18 protein-coding genes are annotated in these 15,324 nt (G+C 40.8%); 2 read left to right on the top strand and 16 right to left on the bottom strand.

Features of this window, described 5'->3' with window-relative positions; genetic code table 11:
- Positions 1 to 45 precede the first annotated feature (45 nt).
- From glpK to NST13_RS02650, 3 genes are all read right to left on the bottom strand, one after another.
- Positions 46 to 1,536 carry a glycerol kinase GlpK gene (glpK, locus tag NST13_RS02660; protein WP_342581338.1) on the bottom strand — a complete coding sequence of 497 codons (1,491 nt, stop codon included), beginning with the start codon at positions 1,534 to 1,536 and terminating at the stop codon, positions 46 to 48.
- A gap of 179 nt (positions 1,537 to 1,715) precedes the next feature.
- Positions 1,716 to 2,129, bottom strand: a complete 414-nt coding sequence (locus NST13_RS02655) for an Asp23/Gls24 family envelope stress response protein (RefSeq protein ID WP_342469539.1) — start codon at positions 2,127 to 2,129, stop codon at positions 1,716 to 1,718.
- A 120-nt stretch (positions 2,130 to 2,249) separates the two neighbouring features.
- The gene (locus NST13_RS02650) at positions 2,250 to 3,239 is read right to left on the bottom strand and encodes an LLM class flavin-dependent oxidoreductase (protein WP_342581337.1); all 990 of its coding nucleotides are present in this window, start codon (positions 3,237 to 3,239) and stop codon (positions 2,250 to 2,252) included.
- 355 nt (positions 3,240 to 3,594) lie between these two features.
- Here NST13_RS02650 and NST13_RS02645 point away from each other — a divergent pair, with 355 nt between their 5' ends.
- Complete coding sequence (locus tag NST13_RS02645) at positions 3,595 to 5,268, top strand: IS1182 family transposase (RefSeq protein ID WP_342581336.1); 1,674 nt, start codon at positions 3,595 to 3,597, stop codon at positions 5,266 to 5,268.
- Positions 5,269 to 5,272: 4 nt separating this feature from the next.
- Here NST13_RS02645 and accC read toward each other — a convergent pair whose 3' ends face one another.
- The 12 genes from accC to NST13_RS02585 form a co-directional block, all read right to left on the bottom strand.
- Entirely contained in the window at positions 5,273 to 6,649 is a 1,377-nt protein-coding gene (gene accC, locus NST13_RS02640; RefSeq protein WP_342469541.1) for an acetyl-CoA carboxylase biotin carboxylase subunit, read from the bottom strand.
- A gap of 11 nt (positions 6,650 to 6,660) precedes the next feature.
- Positions 6,661 to 7,191 carry an acetyl-CoA carboxylase biotin carboxyl carrier protein gene (accB, locus tag NST13_RS02635; protein WP_342581335.1) on the bottom strand — a complete coding sequence of 177 codons (531 nt, stop codon included), beginning with the start codon at positions 7,189 to 7,191 and terminating at the stop codon, positions 6,661 to 6,663.
- A 178-nt stretch (positions 7,192 to 7,369) separates the two neighbouring features.
- On the bottom strand, positions 7,370 to 7,909 hold the full coding sequence (locus NST13_RS02630; protein ID WP_342469543.1) for a SpoIIIAH-like family protein: 540 nt from the start codon (positions 7,907 to 7,909) through the stop codon (positions 7,370 to 7,372).
- Complete coding sequence (locus NST13_RS02625) at positions 7,906 to 8,307, bottom strand: hypothetical protein (protein WP_342581334.1); 402 nt, start codon at positions 8,305 to 8,307, stop codon at positions 7,906 to 7,908. The genes NST13_RS02630 and NST13_RS02625 overlap by 4 nt, the downstream gene beginning before the upstream one ends.
- 70 nt (positions 8,308 to 8,377) lie before the next feature.
- A complete protein-coding gene (locus NST13_RS02620) occupies positions 8,378 to 8,515 on the bottom strand; it encodes a hypothetical protein (protein WP_342469545.1) in 138 nt (45 codons plus the stop codon).
- On the bottom strand, positions 8,512 to 9,423 hold the full coding sequence (locus tag NST13_RS02615; RefSeq protein WP_342581333.1) for a stage III sporulation protein AE: 912 nt from the start codon (positions 9,421 to 9,423) through the stop codon (positions 8,512 to 8,514). The genes NST13_RS02620 and NST13_RS02615 overlap by 4 nt, the downstream gene beginning before the upstream one ends.
- A gap of 11 nt (positions 9,424 to 9,434) precedes the next feature.
- Positions 9,435 to 9,812, bottom strand: a complete 378-nt coding sequence (locus NST13_RS02610; RefSeq protein ID WP_342469547.1) for a hypothetical protein — start codon at positions 9,810 to 9,812, stop codon at positions 9,435 to 9,437.
- 3 nt (positions 9,813 to 9,815) lie between these two features.
- Positions 9,816 to 10,019 (bottom strand): hypothetical protein, encoded by a 204-nt coding sequence (locus NST13_RS02605; protein WP_016837737.1) that lies wholly within the window; start codon positions 10,017 to 10,019, stop codon positions 9,816 to 9,818.
- 157 nt (positions 10,020 to 10,176) lie between these two features.
- Positions 10,177 to 10,737 (bottom strand): elongation factor P, encoded by a 561-nt coding sequence (gene efp, locus NST13_RS02600; RefSeq protein ID WP_342581332.1) that lies wholly within the window; start codon positions 10,735 to 10,737, stop codon positions 10,177 to 10,179.
- 16 nt (positions 10,738 to 10,753) lie between these two features.
- The gene (locus NST13_RS02595; protein ID WP_342581331.1) at positions 10,754 to 11,815 is read right to left on the bottom strand and encodes a Xaa-Pro peptidase family protein; all 1,062 of its coding nucleotides are present in this window, start codon (positions 11,813 to 11,815) and stop codon (positions 10,754 to 10,756) included.
- Between the two features lie 14 nt (positions 11,816 to 11,829).
- The gene (gene aroQ, locus NST13_RS02590) at positions 11,830 to 12,258 is read right to left on the bottom strand and encodes a type II 3-dehydroquinate dehydratase (protein WP_342581330.1); all 429 of its coding nucleotides are present in this window, start codon (positions 12,256 to 12,258) and stop codon (positions 11,830 to 11,832) included.
- Positions 12,259 to 12,293: 35 nt separating this feature from the next.
- Positions 12,294 to 12,746 carry a hypothetical protein gene (locus tag NST13_RS02585; RefSeq protein WP_342469551.1) on the bottom strand — a complete coding sequence of 151 codons (453 nt, stop codon included), beginning with the start codon at positions 12,744 to 12,746 and terminating at the stop codon, positions 12,294 to 12,296.
- Between the two features lie 132 nt (positions 12,747 to 12,878).
- On the opposite strand from NST13_RS02585, the gene NST13_RS02580 reads away from it, so the two are divergent.
- Positions 12,879 to 13,811, top strand: a complete 933-nt coding sequence (locus tag NST13_RS02580; RefSeq protein WP_342581329.1) for a DUF1385 domain-containing protein — start codon at positions 12,879 to 12,881, stop codon at positions 13,809 to 13,811.
- Positions 13,812 to 13,895: 84 nt separating this feature from the next.
- On the opposite strand, the gene NST13_RS02575 is transcribed toward NST13_RS02580, so the two are convergent.
- On the bottom strand, positions 13,896 to 15,266 hold the full coding sequence (locus NST13_RS02575; protein ID WP_342581328.1) for an FAD-linked oxidase C-terminal domain-containing protein: 1,371 nt from the start codon (positions 15,264 to 15,266) through the stop codon (positions 13,896 to 13,898).
- Positions 15,267 to 15,324 lie beyond the last annotated feature (58 nt).

The raw sequence follows: 15,324 nt of genomic DNA, 5'->3' as shown, positions 1-15,324 counted from the left end.
TCTCAAATGTTTTCTTTCATAGTTTGAGCTTTATTCGGAGAGATATTATTTAAAACTTCTTGCTGCATTTACAGCTTTTTTCCATCCATCATACAACGCTTCCCGTTTTTCATCGCTCATATTGGGTTCAAATCTCCGTTCCAAATTCCAGTGATTGGCAATCTCTTCTTTGTTTTTCCAGAAACCGACAGCCAAGCCGGCAAGATAAGCCGCGCCCAAAGCGGTTGTTTCATTCACGGACGGTCGTTCAACAGGCACATTTAAGATGTCGGACTGAAACTGCATGAGCAGGTTGTTTTTCACCGCTCCGCCATCCACCCGCAATGATTTTAACTGGATTTCCGAATCCGTTTCCATGGCACTGCAGACATCTTTCGTTTGATAGGCCAACGATTCAAGAGTGGCGCGAATAAAATGTTCCTTCGTCGTGCCCCGCGTCAAGCCAAAAATCGCCCCCCTCACTTCACTATCCCAATAAGGGGTTCCCAATCCGACAAATGCCGGGACAACATATACCCCTTCCGTGGAATCGACCTTTTCCGCATACCGTTCGCTTTCACTGGAATGCTGGAACATGCGGAGTCCATCCCTGAGCCACTGGATCGCCGAACCTGCAACGAAAACGCTGCCTTCCAATGCGTATTCCACTTTTCCATCGATGCCCCAAGCAATGGTTGTCAAAAGGCCATGCTTTGATTTGACAGCTTTTTCGCCGGTATTCATCAACATAAAGCAGCCTGTTCCATATGTATTTTTCACCATTCCCGGCATGAAACATGCTTGGCCAAAAAGTGCTGCCTGTTGGTCACCGGCAATGCCTGATATCGGCACCTCCACACCAAAGAAATTCTTTTTCGAAACATATCCATAGATTTCCGAAGACGGGCGGACCTCCGGAAGCATGGAGAGAGGAACATCCAATATGTCAAGCAATTGTTCATCCCATTTTAATTCGTAAATATTATACATCAATGTCCTGGAGGCATTGGAATAGTCCGTTACATGTACAAGGCCTTCCGTCAATTTCCAGATTACCCAAGTATCAATGGTTCCGAACAGCAATTCACCTTTTTCCGCCTTATCCCTTGCCCCATCCACATGATCCAATATCCATTTCACTTTCGTTCCTGAAAAATATGGATCAATCAATAATCCGGTTTTATCGCGGAACAACTCTCCATATCCTTTTTCATTCAACTCGTCGCAAATATCCGCCGTTTGTCTGGATTGCCAGACGATGGCGTTATAGATCGGATTTCCGCTTTTTTTATCCCAAACGACCGTCGTTTCCCGTTGATTGGTAATCCCGATGGATGCAATTTGCTCAGGCTGGATGTTTTTTTCCGTCAATACTTGTGCAATGACCGATAAAATGGAACTCCAGATTTCATTCGCATCATGTTCCACCCATCCAGGATTCGGAAAATATTGGTTAAATTCTTTTTGGGCAATATGGACAACTTCCCCATTTTGATTGAATAAAATGGCTCTTGTGCTGGTCGTTCCCTGGTCAAGAGCCAGTATATATTTCTCCATACAAGTCTACTCCTTCCGCATTTCCCTCTTTCATTTACTAATTTATTCTCGATGAACTTCCATAATCCTTTCAACAGCGGAAATTTTACTTCCATTGGCGGAAATCATTCAAAAAAGACAATAAAAAAACATCAAAGGATTCCAAAACCGGTCATCCTTGATGTTGTTTGATATTGATTCTATAAGGAAGATTCCTCATCGGCATTGCTTTCGAATTGAATGGCAGTGATGTGCACATTGACTTCGCTTGTTTCAATGGATGTCATATTATAAATTGCTTGGCGAATGGCTGTTTGAATATCTTTTGCCACTTTTGGAATCGAAAAGCCGAATTTCACCGAGCAATAGACGTCGATAATGATTTCACCTTCATCCGTAATCGTTGCTTTCACACCTTTGGAATGCACTTTTTTTCCAAAGCGTTCAGCGACTCCGGAAGCGAAATTTCCGCGGGTTGATGCAACGCCTTCCACTTCATTTGTCGCAATACCTGCAATTACTTCGATCACTTCAGGGGCAACCTCAATCGTTCCAAGTTCCTCTTTTCCGGAAGGAGCTGGTTGTACAAACGCTTTTGCAGTCTTCTCAGCCATCTTCTTCATCCTCTCTTTTCATTTCAAAACTGTCCATGCAAGTTTCATAAACCGATGTATTTATTATTATACAAAATTTTTTTATTCTCCTGTACTTAAACAAAGGAATTCCGAAAGATTCTATGAATGTTCTTTGAAAATTTGGGCGAGCAGCTCATAAGATTTTCTTCTTTTTCCCTGGTCGTATATCGAACTGTTCACCATGATTTCGTCAACGGGTTTGTTCCGCTGGGATAAAAATTCCCCTATTTGACGAAATACGGTTTCTTTGGATCCGGCAAAGGTATACTTCAATGTTTGCATTACATGTTTTTTCTCATCCTCGCTCCATAAGCTTTCCATATCCGTTGGAGGCGGCGTTTTCCCTCTTTTCCCCCGGATTATGCCTAAAAATTGTTGATATAGGGTGCTTGCCAAAAATTCCCCTTCTTCATCAGATTCTCCTACAAATGCATTGATGCTGACCATGGTATATGGAGATTCCAAATGTTCGGAAGGTGTAAAGTGGCGATGATATGTATCGATGGCATCGTCCAATAGATCCGGGGCAAAGTGGCTGGCAAAGGCGAAAGGAAGACCTAAAATTCCTGCAAGTCTTGCACTGTACAAACTTGATCCCAATAGCCAAACGGGAATTTGTATTCCTTTGCCCGGAACGGCGATGACTGCACGATGTTCATCGTCGAAATAGCTCATGAGCTCATCGACCAACTGATCAAATTGGTAGGCACCCGCTTCATCCCTTCTTAATGCTCTTGCGGTCAACATGTCCGTTCCGGGTGCCCGGCCCAACCCCAAATCAATTCTTCCGGGAAACATGGATTCCAATGTTCCGAATTGTTCTGCAATGACTAACGGCGCATGGTTGGGTAACATGATCCCCCCGGCACCGACGCGTATTTTATTCGTTGCGCTTGCCAAATAACAGATCAGTACGGCCGTTGCAGAACTGGCAATCCCTTCCATATTATGATGCTCCGCAACCCAATAACGATGATATCCGCTTTTTTCCGCAACCTGAATCAAATCGCGACTATGGCGAAATGCATCGGCCGGCGTTTCCCCTTCCAATACGGGGGCCAAATCAAGGACAGATAGTTTTGGCAGCATGTTTCCACTCCTTTCTCACTAAACTAAGTATAGTACGAAAAAAAGGGAAAAACCTAATAGAAAATCTTGAACAAGGAATCGAAAATCATGCATGATGGCGAGGGAATCCAAATCATTTACGCGGGCGGAACCGGAATACTCGGGATTGTGGGGATAATAAACGAAGAATTTTGTCGAAATAATATTTCAAATAATAAAAAGAGGCTGGGACAAAACCCACCTCTGAAATGAAAAAAGCCTGTGAAATTTTAAAAAATGAAATTTCACAGGCTTTAATATTTTAAAATAAAAAAATAAGGACATCTTCTGTTAAAATTAAGTTACCAGACTAAACCAAACAGAAAGAAGTGTCCTTATGTTTAAAGATTATAACATGAATCAATTAATTTTGCCTTTAGATTTAGAAGTAAAATTACAAAAAAATGATATTGCTTTTCATATCCATCATTTAGTTGAAAGTATTTCTCATCAAGCATTCGAACCATTTCTTCGAAATACAGGTTGCCCAGCTTACCATCCACGAATGATGTTAAAAATTATTTTGTGTGCTTATTCGCAATCAGTCTTTTCGGGTCGGAAGATTGAAGCGTTATTAAAAGACAGTATTCGCATGATGTGGTTAGCCCAAGGCTACGAACCGAGTTATCGTACAATTAACCGTTTCCGTGTACAACCACAAGTAAAAGAGTTAATTCGACAATGCTTTGTTCAATTCCGTTGCCAATTAGTTGAGGAAAAATTGATTGAACAGGAAGCTATTTTCATAGACGGTACTAAGATTGAAGCGAATGCCAATAAATTTACTTTCGTATGGAAAAAGTCAATTGAAAAATACAACAAAAGCTTAATTGAAAAATCGAATCTACTTTACAACGAACTGTTAGAGAAAGAAATCATCCCTGAAATTGAACGCGAAAGTAATGAAGAGTTATCATTGGAAGAACTTTCTCAAATGGTTCAAGAGGTAGACGATGTCATTACCGAATATGACCAAAAGATAGAAGCATCGTCAGATGCCTCCGAACGAAAAGTATTAAGAAGTGAACGTAAATTTCCAAAGCAAGTATATAAACAGTTGATTGACTTTATCATACGCAAACAGAAGTACCAACGAGACTTTGAAATCTTTGGTGAGCGGAATAGTTATTCCAAGACTGATCTTGATGCGACATTCATGAGAATGAAAGATGATTATATGAAAAACGGTCAATTGAAAGCTGGATATAATGTACAAATCGCGACAGAAGGTCAATACACACTTGCGTATGGTGTTTATTCAAATCCTACAGACACACGCACACTAATTCCATTTTTAGATGAGATTGAGCAAAATTATTTCAAGTTACCGAAGTATATCGTTGCAGATTCTGGATATGGCAGTGAACAAAACTATGATGATATCCTTTCAAAACGCAAACGTGAGGCACTCATTACGTACAACATGTATGAGAAAGAGCAAAAGAAGAAATATAAACAAAACCAATTTAATCCAGATAATTGGCAGTACGACGAAGTAAGTGATACATATATTTGCCCGAATCAGCAATGCGTGACATTTAGATATCATTCTGTACGTACAGATAAAACTGGTTTTAAACGAGAATTCAAAATTTATGAATGTGAAAACTGTTCAGGATGCCCACTCCGTTCATCATGTACAAAAGCAAAGGAAGGTAACAATCGAAAAGTCATGGTGAATGAAAAATGGGAACAACAAAAAGAATATGTAAGAGCGAAGCTTTCAGAAGAAAAAGCAGGTTCAATTTACCGTCAACGTAAAATTGATGTAGAACCAGTTTTTGGATTCTTGAAGGCTAATTTGCGTTTCACTCGATTTTCTGTACGAGGAAAATCGAAGGTTGAAAACGAAATAGGTATCGCTTTAATGGCCGTGAATTTACGAAAATACACGGCCAACAGGTATGAATCTATAAGAATTAATGATAATAAATGGAAAAATGGGAATTTGAGTTCGCTCAAATTCCCATTTTTCATTCTATTGAAGCTGTTTTGTCCCAGCCTCCACTAATCAATTAATTTTTCACAGTTTCTTTTTTAGCATTCAATACATCGTTCTCTTCAAGGAATTTTGTATTGAATTTTCCTGATTTGAATACTTCGTTATCCATAAGTGCTAAATGGAAAGGAATTGTTGTGTTGATACCAGGACCTTCTACAACAAATTCGCTTAATGCGCGTTTCATGCGGGCAATCGCTTCTTCACGTGTATCCGCATGCACGATCAATTTTGCCACCATTGAATCATAATATGGCGGAATTGTATATCCAGGATAAACCGCAGAGTCAATGCGAACTCCAGGGCCGCCAGGAGTGATATAAGTTTCAACCGTCCCTGCAGATGGCATGAAGTTTTTATAAGCATTTTCCGCGTTGATGCGGCATTCAATTGCCCATCCTTTTAATTGAATATCCTCTTGTTTTAATGCCAATTTTTCGCCGGAAGCGATTTTTAATTGTTGTTGTACTAAATCGACGCCAGTAACCCATTCAGTAACCGGGTGTTCTACTTGGATACGCGTATTCATTTCCATGAAGTAGAACTTGTCCTCTTTATAATCGTAAATAAATTCGATTGTTCCGGCACCTTCATAGTTGCAGGCAATTGCCGCTTTTACAGCCGCTTCACCCATCTCAGCGCGTCTTTCCGCAGATAGGGCAGGTGATGGCGCTTCCTCAACCAATTTTTGCATGCGGCGTTGTACCGTACAGTCACGTTCACCAAGATGGATCACGTTTCCATAGGCATCCGCCAACACTTGGATTTCGCAGTGACGGAAGAACTCGATGTATTTTTCCAAATATACACCAGGGTTTCCGAAAGCTGCTTGCGCTTCTTTTTGAGTGATTTCAATACCTTTTACAAGCTCTTCTTCCGTACGGGCAACGCGGATACCTTTACCGCCACCGCCGGCAGTCGCTTTAATAATGACTGGATAGCCGATTTCAGCTGCCCATTTTTTACCTGTTTCAATATCAGGCACAATGCCTGTACCAGGAACGAGCGGCACTCCGGCTTTTTGCATTTCCGCACGGGCAACGTCTTTAATACCCATGATGCGGATGGATTTGGATGAAGGTCCGATGAATTTAATTCCCGCATTTTCACAGGCTTCCGCAAAGTCAGCGTTTTCAGCAAGGAATCCATAACCTGGGTGAATTCCATCGGCACCTGTTTTTTCAGCAACACTTAAAATGGCCGGGAAACTTAAATAAGAATCTTTTGATAGTTTTGGACCGATGCAATATGCTTCATCCGCAAGTTTTACGTGTAAAGCGTCACGATCGGCTTCGGAATAAACAGCTACTGTTTGAATCCCTAATTCTTTACAAGCGCGAATAACCCGAACCGCGATCTCACCACGGTTAGCAATTAATACTTTTTTTAACATTTGGGCACCCCTTACTCAGCAGGTTTCACTAGGAATAGTGGTTGACCGAATTCAACAAGTTGTTCGTTTTCCGCTAAAATTTCAACGATTTCACCTTTGATTTCGGCTTCGATTTCGTTGAATAGTTTCATGGCTTCAACGATACATACCACTGTATCCGGCTCTACTTTGTCACCTACTTGAACATATGGAGGTGAATCCGGAGATGGAGCGCGGTAGAATGTACCTACCATTGGAGATGTGATTTTAACAAGAGTTGGATCATCTAAATTGCTTGATTTTGCTGCTGGAGCAGAAGCTTTTTCTTCTTCTTTTTTAGGTTCCATTTTTGCTTCAGCTTTTGGTTCTTCTTTTGGTTGTGGTGCTGCTTGAGCTTGAGCTTGTTGTACAACAGCCGGCGCTTGTGGAGCGATGACTTCTGTCACAACACCTTTATTTTTCTTTAATTTCAATTTTGCACCATCTACTTCATAAGTGAATTCGTCAAGAGATGATGAGTCAACTAGTTTAATAATCTCACGAAGTTCTTGTACCTTAAACAAGATAGACACCCCTTCTTTTTTTTTCAGTACAATAAACATTTTATATCCTTTCGACAAAATTTGAAACAATATTTTTAATTTTTCTATAAAATGCGCAAAAAACAGTGCTTTCGTTACGTAAACGAAGCACTGTGCACCTTCTGTTATACAACATTAATTCTATTAACATTATTTTCTTTTAATAATAATTGGATTGGACACTTACGGAAACATTGTCAATATCATCCACTTTTTGTCGAACGAGATAAATAATTTCATCTGCTTGCGCTTTTGAGATTTCATCGGATAATACCGTCACTTGCACTTTATCGTCTTTTACATGCACCAATGCATCGGAATAGCCGAGGGATTCAATCAACATTTCAAGCATCGCTTCCGCGGATTCTTTTTTGATCAGTTCGTTCATTTCGTTAAAGGCTTCATTTTTCTCCTCCGCACTTAAATCATCAGAGGCGATTTTTTGTGTCAACTGCTCTCTTAATTGGCTCCGTTCATTGGCGATTTCCATTCTTAAATCTTCAAACAAATGACTTTCTGATACTGTAGGCGTTGTTAATTCTTCATCTACACTTGTTAATGTCGTTTCTTCAAGGGTGTCGTCAGTGAAGATTGTCAATAAATCCACATTACGATTTGGTTCAAATACGTAGTACACTGAAATCACAGCAGCTAAACTTAATAATGTCAATAGCCATACAGTTCTTCTTTTTACCTTCATTTTTCATCTCCTTTACTTTCCATCGGTACAATCATAATTCTGTGGGCAGGCATTTGCATGACTTTACTGATCGTTTCAAGAAGCTGCCTTTGGACCTTTGGATCCTTTGCTCCTTCCGAAACAATGAGCAATCCTGATACAGTTTTGGTATTGTTACTTGAACGGAAATAGTTGCTTAATGTCTCCTCCGAATTTGAAGGGTTTTCATCGTAATGAAAATACACTTTTACTTTTCCAACGCCTTCTATCTCACTTAAAGCTTGTTCAAGTCTACCTTCTGCGGTTACAGTATCATATCGCTCGCTGGATGCATCACTCGTTACAGAAATGTACGCAATGAACGCCAGAACTGCAATGGGAATCAGTATGATGTTTAACTTTGTCCATTTCTTTTCCACCTCACGTTCTTAGCGCCCCCTTTCCCTAACGTCTCAAAACATTGTATGAACGAAGTACAAGCTCTATGCTTTACAGCTTCAGAAATTCCAACAAAGTTGTGATGACTATTAAGAAGGTTGCCAGTTTGACATAAACCATAAACTCACTTTCTTCAGCGAGTAACAGCAAACATTTTCCGATTAATATAATGGAGATTATTTTGATCAAAAGTTTTTACCCACTCCTAGCTGCAAGATGATCATTAAGATGAGCCACATGAAGACGAAAGCAATCCCCAACAGAATCGCTGTCGCGCACAAGACAAGCAGCGACTTTCCAATGTCATCGAGAAACCCGCTGATGTTGCCTCCTGAAAACGGCTCAACAATGGCAGCCAAAATTTTAAAAGTCATCGCGTGAATCAAAAGCTTCCCGGCAGGATAGAAAGCGGCGATCCAAAAGGCCGTCATGGCACTGAATCCAGCGAAAGTTGTAGCAGCAGATTGATATTTTTGGAATATCGAAAAACCTTCCACAATCAATGACCCGACAATTGGAATCGTCTGTTCTATGACTTTTTTCACAGGACTCGCAATCGCTTTATCCACTGTAAAAAAGGCAACTCCTGCAAAGGATAAAAAGGCGACCATCAACAATAACGATGCGGTGATCAATGTCATGACCGTGCCCCGGATTAAATCGGAAGCTTTGGAGAAAGACATTTCCCCGATAAATCTCGTACAAAAATCAAGCAGCATGGCGATGACGATTCCTGGAATCAACACTTTTTGACATAACACAATCAAAAAATCAAAAATCGCAACGACAATGGGACTCCAGGCGATGAAGGAAAAGACCGCATTCAACACAACGATGATGGACATAAGAATTGGAGTGATTGACAAAAAGAAGTCACTCGCAATATTCACAATATCTCCCATTAAACTGAACGCTTCCATCACAGTTTGTCCAAGTGTCAACACGAGGACGACAATGAATAATGTATCTCCCCATTTTTTAAATTGCGGTACAAAAGCTTCTAAAATCAGAAATAAGATGGTATAAGTGATGACAAGTATGATGGATTTACCTGCAATTTTTAATGGATCGATAAAAATATTTAATAGTTCATCCATGTGAAAGCCCCTTATTGAAGCTTATCTAATATTGAGGAAAAGCTTGACAACACTTTGGCAAATTCACTGACCCAATATGTGAGCAGTACGATCCGGACCGAAAACATCACAAATTCCCCCATCGTCTCATGCTCTTGTTCATCAAAGAGCATTTTAAAAAAGATCCCTAATTGATAAAACAAGGCGGAATAGACGAGTTGAGGAACGTAGGGCACTGAATTCACATATGACAGGATTTGTCCAATTAATGGAAGTACAGATTTGGATATTAGAAAATGCAAGATGATAAAAAAGAAAATGATGGCAACGAGCGAATGAAGTTTCGGAACCGTTTCTTTGATCAGTAGCAAAATCAGTAGCAGAATTACGGCATATATGAGAATCGTCATATGTCAATTTGTCAACCACTGGAAGAATAACATGATTTCGCCAAAGAAAAGCCGTAAGAATCTGATCAGTTCTGCAGCCATATATAAATATGCGATGAAAAATATATAGAATGTAAATTCCTTCTTCCCTACCTGGTCAAAAAAAACATGCAACAGTGCGATGATGAGTCCTACTCCTGCCACCCTTAATACATCCTGTAATTCCATTTGACTCCTCCTTGTGAAAGCAATATATGAGCTTGTTCAATCAAATAGACCAATGAACATAAAAAAATGGACGTGCATTTAACACGTCCAAAAATCGTTCACCCATTTATAAAAAAAGGACGCAAACAACGCGTCCATTCAGAAGATTGAATTCCAATTAGTTGGCACGGGATACATAAGAGCCATCAGAAGTGTTGATCACTAAAATATCGCCTTCGTCCACGAAGAATGGCACTTGCACCACAAGACCCGTTTCAAGAGTCGCAGGTTTAGAACCGCCTGAAGCAGTGTCGCCTTTGATGCCCGGTTCTGTTTCAACCACTTTTAATTCAACTGTATTTGGAAGTTCAACCCCAAGGACTTCACCTTGATAAGTCATAATGAACACTTCCATGTTTTCTTTCAAGAATTTTAATTCATAATCGATTTGTTTTGCATTTAATTCAATTTGCTCATAGGACTCCATATCCATGAATACATGGGCATCCCCATTGGCATATAGATATTGCATTTTGCGGTTTTCAATCATCGCTTTTTCCACTTTTTCACCAGCGCGGAATGTTTTTTCCACTACGTTACCATTACGTAAGTTGCGCAATTTGGAGCGAACAAAAGCGGCACCTTTACCAGGTTTTACGTGTTGGAAGTCAAGTACACGGTATAATTCTCCATCTACAATGATTGTTAATCCTGTACGAAAATCGTTCACTGAAATCATGAATATTCCTCCATCATTATAAAATAATTAGTTCTTTGTCCGAATGAGTCAATCTTTCATTACCAGTCCCGGTGATGACAATGTCGTCTTCTATGCGCACTCCACCGATGCCAGGCAAATATACCCCCGGTTCAACGGTCACAACCATGTTCGGCTCCAATACTTGTTCCGAACGGAAAGACAAAGCTGGACCTTCATGGACCTCCAAACCGATTCCATGACCAGTGGAATGGCCGAAAGCTTCGCCATATCCTTTCTCTGTCAAGAAATCCCTCGCAATTTTGTCCGCTTCAATTCCGGTCATGCCCGGCCCAATTTTTTCCAGCGCCAGCAACTGTGCTTCCAATACAACATTATACATTTCTACTAATTTCGCACTTGGTTGACCAACGGCAATGGTCCGGGTGATGTCTGAAACATATCCATTATATACGGCACCGAAATCCAGCGTGACAAAATCACCTTTCTCAATGACTTTGTCCGTCGCTACTCCATGAGGCAAAGCGCTTCGAAGACCACTCGCCACGATGGTATCGAAAGAGGAAGATGTTGCACCCTGTTTGCGCATGAAAAATTCCAACTCATTCGATACTTCCAGCTCGGTTACGCCAGGTTTAATGAATGTTAAAATGTGTGAAAATGCGGCATCGGCAATTTCACATGCAACCTTTATAATCTTAATCTCTTCATCGGTCTTAATCAAGCGGATTTTTTCAATTAAACCGGATAATGGAACAAGTTCCAAATTCAGCTGTTTTTGATATGCTTCATATTCTCCGTAAGTGACGTGATCTTTTTCAAAAGCTAATGTTTTGATTTTCCACTCATCCACAATTTTCGCTACTTCCTTTAGTATGGAAGCTTCCTGTTGAATAATGCGGAAATTTTTCACTTGTTTTTTTGCCTGTTCCGTATAGCGGAAATCCGTAATGAACACCGCATCATTTTTAGATACGATGGCTGCTCCGCTCGTTCCGGTAAACCCCGTCATATAACGCCGGTTGTACGGATTGGTGATAAGCAATGCATCCACTTGATGGTTTTCCAGTTCTTTTCTCAATTTTTCGAGCCTGTTCATAACATTATCCTTCCTTATCCTTGTAGAAACTTGCGCAATGCGAGTTCATATCCGAATGTTCCAAGTCCACAGATTTGGCCGACACATTCGGCCGCAAGCAGGGATTTGTGACGAAATTCTTCCCTTTTATGTATATTGGAAATATGAACTTCAATGACCGGAACCTTCACGCTTGCAATGGCATCCCGCAATGCGATGCTCGTATGGGAGTAAGCGCCCGGGTTAAACACGATTCCTTCGATGCCTGTATCTTCCGCTTCATGAATCCAATCAATCAGATCCCCTTCATGATTGGACTGTTTGAACTCGATCTCCGCATCAAATTCTTTTGCCAATTTCACACAACGCTCTTTTACATCATCCAATGTTTCAGTTCCGTATATTTCAGGCTCCCTTTTGCCCAAACGGTTCAGATTTGGTCCGTTTAACACTAATAGTTTCATGTACACTTCCCCTTTTTTAGAGAAAAATCCCACTTTTATTTTATCATAGACTCCTTGTACGGCAACCTATTTCGTTCCAATTGGGCTTGATGGTGGAAAGAAGCTGTTTCAAATAAAAACCTTGCTGTCATTACGACCATTACAATGAAAGGAATGGACAATTTTTTAAACGAATATAATTCAGCCGGCAAATCGTATATGATCCATTCCACAATGATGGCAAAAAGGCTGCCAATGACAAGGGAAGTGATAAACGGTGGCACATTATGAACATATTGCATAATCAAATACAGGATGAAATTGACGACGAAAATAACCACCGCCAGAAAAAGCCAGCTGATGAACGGGTGGCTTTCTTCAAAAAGTTGATACTTTTTCGAAAAACCGATCGGGTTCCATTCAATGAATTTGAATAAGGATAACATCTTTAAACTCAATGTCAGAAAGATCGATCCGAATAAACTTGTAATGAATGCTAAAAACAGCACGTTATCCACTCCTTTTTTTATACATTTTTGCCAATATGAAATTAACATATGCGTAACCGTAGTACATTTGCTGAAAATTTAGTACAATAAAAAAGTTAGTAGAAGAAATATTGTTAGAGAGTGGTGTCAGCATTGAGCAATCAAACACCTGTTTATGGAGGACAAGCACTCTTGGAGGGTGTCATGTTCGGGGGAAAAGAACATACCGTTTCCGCCATTCGCCGGAACGATCAATCCATTGAATATTATTATGCGAAAAAAGTGTCAAAACCTTGGATGCAAAAATTGAAAAAAATCCCGTTAATTCGGGGGAATATCGCCATCATTGAATCGGCAGGAATCGGTTCGAAACATTTGCAATTCTCCAGTGACCGTTATGATGTGGAACCGGGGGAAGAGCAGGAAGGCCAGGAATTTTCAAAACTGGAAATGATTTTTGGCGTAGCCATTGTCGGAGTTCTCTCATTTTTATTCGGCAAATTTGTTTTTACATTAGTTCCAGTATTTCTGGCTGAATTGTTTTCGCCATGGATTTCGGGAAAATATCCGCAAATCTTTTTGGAAACGGGCATTAAACTCGTTTTGCTTCTCCTTTATTTATATTTGATCTCATTAACGCCGATTATTCGCCGGGTGTTCCAATACCATGGAGCGGAACACAAAGTCATCAATTGTTATGAAAACGGGCTTGAATTGACGGTTGAAAACGTCCAAAAACAATCTAGACTGCATTACCGTTGCGGCTCCAGCTTCATTTTATTTACGGTCATTATCGGGATGTTCATTTATTTGTTCTTCCCTGTCGACCCATTATGGTTCCGGGTGGTCATCCGAATCTTGTTGATCCCTGTCGTTTTGGGCGTTTCTTATGAAGTATTGCAATTTACGAATTCTTTAAGGGAAATTCCGGTATTGCGCTATTTGGGCTACCCTGGATTATGGTTGCAGTTATTGACGACGAAAGAACCGGAAGATGAAATGGTGGAAGTATCCATCGCTTCATTCAAAAAACTCCACGAAATTGAAAAAAATCCGGAAATCGCGATGCAGTTGCATCATGATTGATAAAAAAGGCTTAGAAGCTGAAATTCCTCCGCTTCTAAGCCTTTTAATATATCAAGTGATTTGCTGCTTATCAGATGAAAAACTTTATAAAAGTTTTCCTGGATTCAAAATGCCTTTCGGATCGAGCGCCTGTTTGATCGCGCGCATCACTTGCAACGCATTTTTATGTTCCATCTCCTGATAAATTTTTTTGCCAACCCCAACACCATGTTCCCCCGTGCATGTACCGCCGCGTTTGATGGCATCCGTTACAATCAATTCATTGAATTGTTTCGCCCGGGCTACTTCTTCTTCATCATCAAGATCAATCATAATGCATGCATGATAGTTGCCATCGCCCACATGGCCCAATAAACCGCCGTGAATGTTCAACTCTTTTAATAAAGAACGGGCGTAATCGATGCTGTTTGCGAGTTCATTGATCGGCACGCAAACGTCCGTCGTCATGAGCTTGCGGCCAGGAAAGGCATGTTTGTAAGCATAAGCCAAATTATGCCGTGCATGCCACAACGTGTTCCGTGCCGCCGTATCCTTTTCAAATTGAATCTCTTCGCAGTCATATTCTTTCAACACTTCTTTGGCAAATTCGATATCGCTTTGAAGGCCCGCTTCATTACCTTGGAACTCTAAAAATAGAGTCGGCGCTTCTACATAATTGGTTTCGCTGTGTTTATTCACCACTTGGATGGATTCCGCATCGACGAATTCCACCCGTCCAATTGGAATGCCTGCCTGTTTGAGAGCTGTCACTGCTTGCACCGCTTCATGAGTGGATTTGAACACCGCCCGGCCAGCCACTTCAAACTCAGGGATGCCGTACACTTTTAATGTAAGTTCCGTAATGCAACCCAAAGTTCCTTCCGAGCCCACAAAGAGACCATTCAAATGTAAGCCGGAAGAGGATTTTCTCGCTTTGCTGCCTGTGTGGATGATGTCGCCGTTTGCCAGCACCACTTCCAAATCCAAGACTTGATCACGCATGACCCCGTATTTTACGGCCGTTGTTCCGCTGGCATTCGTTGCGGCCATTCCGCCCAATGTTGCATCCGCACCCGGATCCACGGAGAAAAATAAACCGTACTTTTTCAATTCCTTATTCAATTGCAAACGCCGAACACCTGGTTGCACCCGGACAATGAAGCTCTCCGGATCGATTTCAAGTATTTGGTTCATTTCATTGAAGTCGATGGAAATGCCGCCTTCATACGGAATCACATGTCCTTCCAAACTGGAACCTGCCCCAAAAGGTGTCACAGGCACCTCGTATGCATTGGCGATTTTTAAAATTTTGCTCACTTCTTCCGTCGTATGAGGAAACACTACAATGTCAGGCAAAGCCGGGGTGTGGTAAGACTCATCTTGACCATGGAGTTGCCGAACCGTTTCATTGGTCGTCACTTGTTCTTTCGATAAAAAGGTGAGCAGTTGCCGTTCGATTTCTTTATAATCTTTCATATTATTTCCTCCCTTGTAAACTAGTTTTATCACAAATAAACTTTTTGTGGAAATAAAA

Source organism: Ureibacillus sp. FSL W7-1570, from assembly GCF_038593265.1.
GTDB lineage: Bacteria > Bacillota > Bacilli > Bacillales_A > Planococcaceae > Ureibacillus > Ureibacillus suwonensis.
This window is presented reverse-complemented; position numbering and strand designations above follow the sequence as displayed.

Coding starts and splice junctions, on each gene's coding strand:
- NST13_RS02630 (WP_342469543.1), bottom strand. CDS start 7,909: ATGAAGGTAAAAAGAAGAACTGTATGGCTATTGACATTATTAAGTTTA.
- NST13_RS02645 (WP_342581336.1), top strand. CDS start 3,595: ATGTTTAAAGATTATAACATGAATCAATTAATTTTGCCTTTAGATTTA.
- NST13_RS02595 (WP_342581331.1), bottom strand. CDS start 11,815: ATGAACAGGCTCGAAAAATTGAGAAAAGAACTGGAAAACCATCAAGTG.
- NST13_RS02605 (WP_016837737.1), bottom strand. CDS start 10,019: ATGGAATTACAGGATGTATTAAGGGTGGCAGGAGTAGGACTCATCATC.
- NST13_RS02610 (WP_342469547.1), bottom strand. CDS start 9,812: ATGACGATTCTCATATATGCCGTAATTCTGCTACTGATTTTGCTACTG.
- NST13_RS02575 (WP_342581328.1), bottom strand. CDS start 15,266: ATGAAAGATTATAAAGAAATCGAACGGCAACTGCTCACCTTTTTATCG.
- accC (WP_342469541.1), bottom strand. CDS start 6,649: ATGTTAAAAAAAGTATTAATTGCTAACCGTGGTGAGATCGCGGTTCGG.
- NST13_RS02655 (WP_342469539.1), bottom strand. CDS start 2,129: ATGGCTGAGAAGACTGCAAAAGCGTTTGTACAACCAGCTCCTTCCGGA.
- aroQ (WP_342581330.1), bottom strand. CDS start 12,258: ATGAAACTATTAGTGTTAAACGGACCAAATCTGAACCGTTTGGGCAAA.
- efp (WP_342581332.1), bottom strand. CDS start 10,737: ATGATTTCAGTGAACGATTTTCGTACAGGATTAACAATCATTGTAGAT.
- NST13_RS02615 (WP_342581333.1), bottom strand. CDS start 9,423: ATGGATGAACTATTAAATATTTTTATCGATCCATTAAAAATTGCAGGT.
- NST13_RS02650 (WP_342581337.1), bottom strand. CDS start 3,239: ATGCTGCCAAAACTATCTGTCCTTGATTTGGCCCCCGTATTGGAAGGG.
- glpK (WP_342581338.1), bottom strand. CDS start 1,536: ATGGAGAAATATATACTGGCTCTTGACCAGGGAACGACCAGCACAAGA.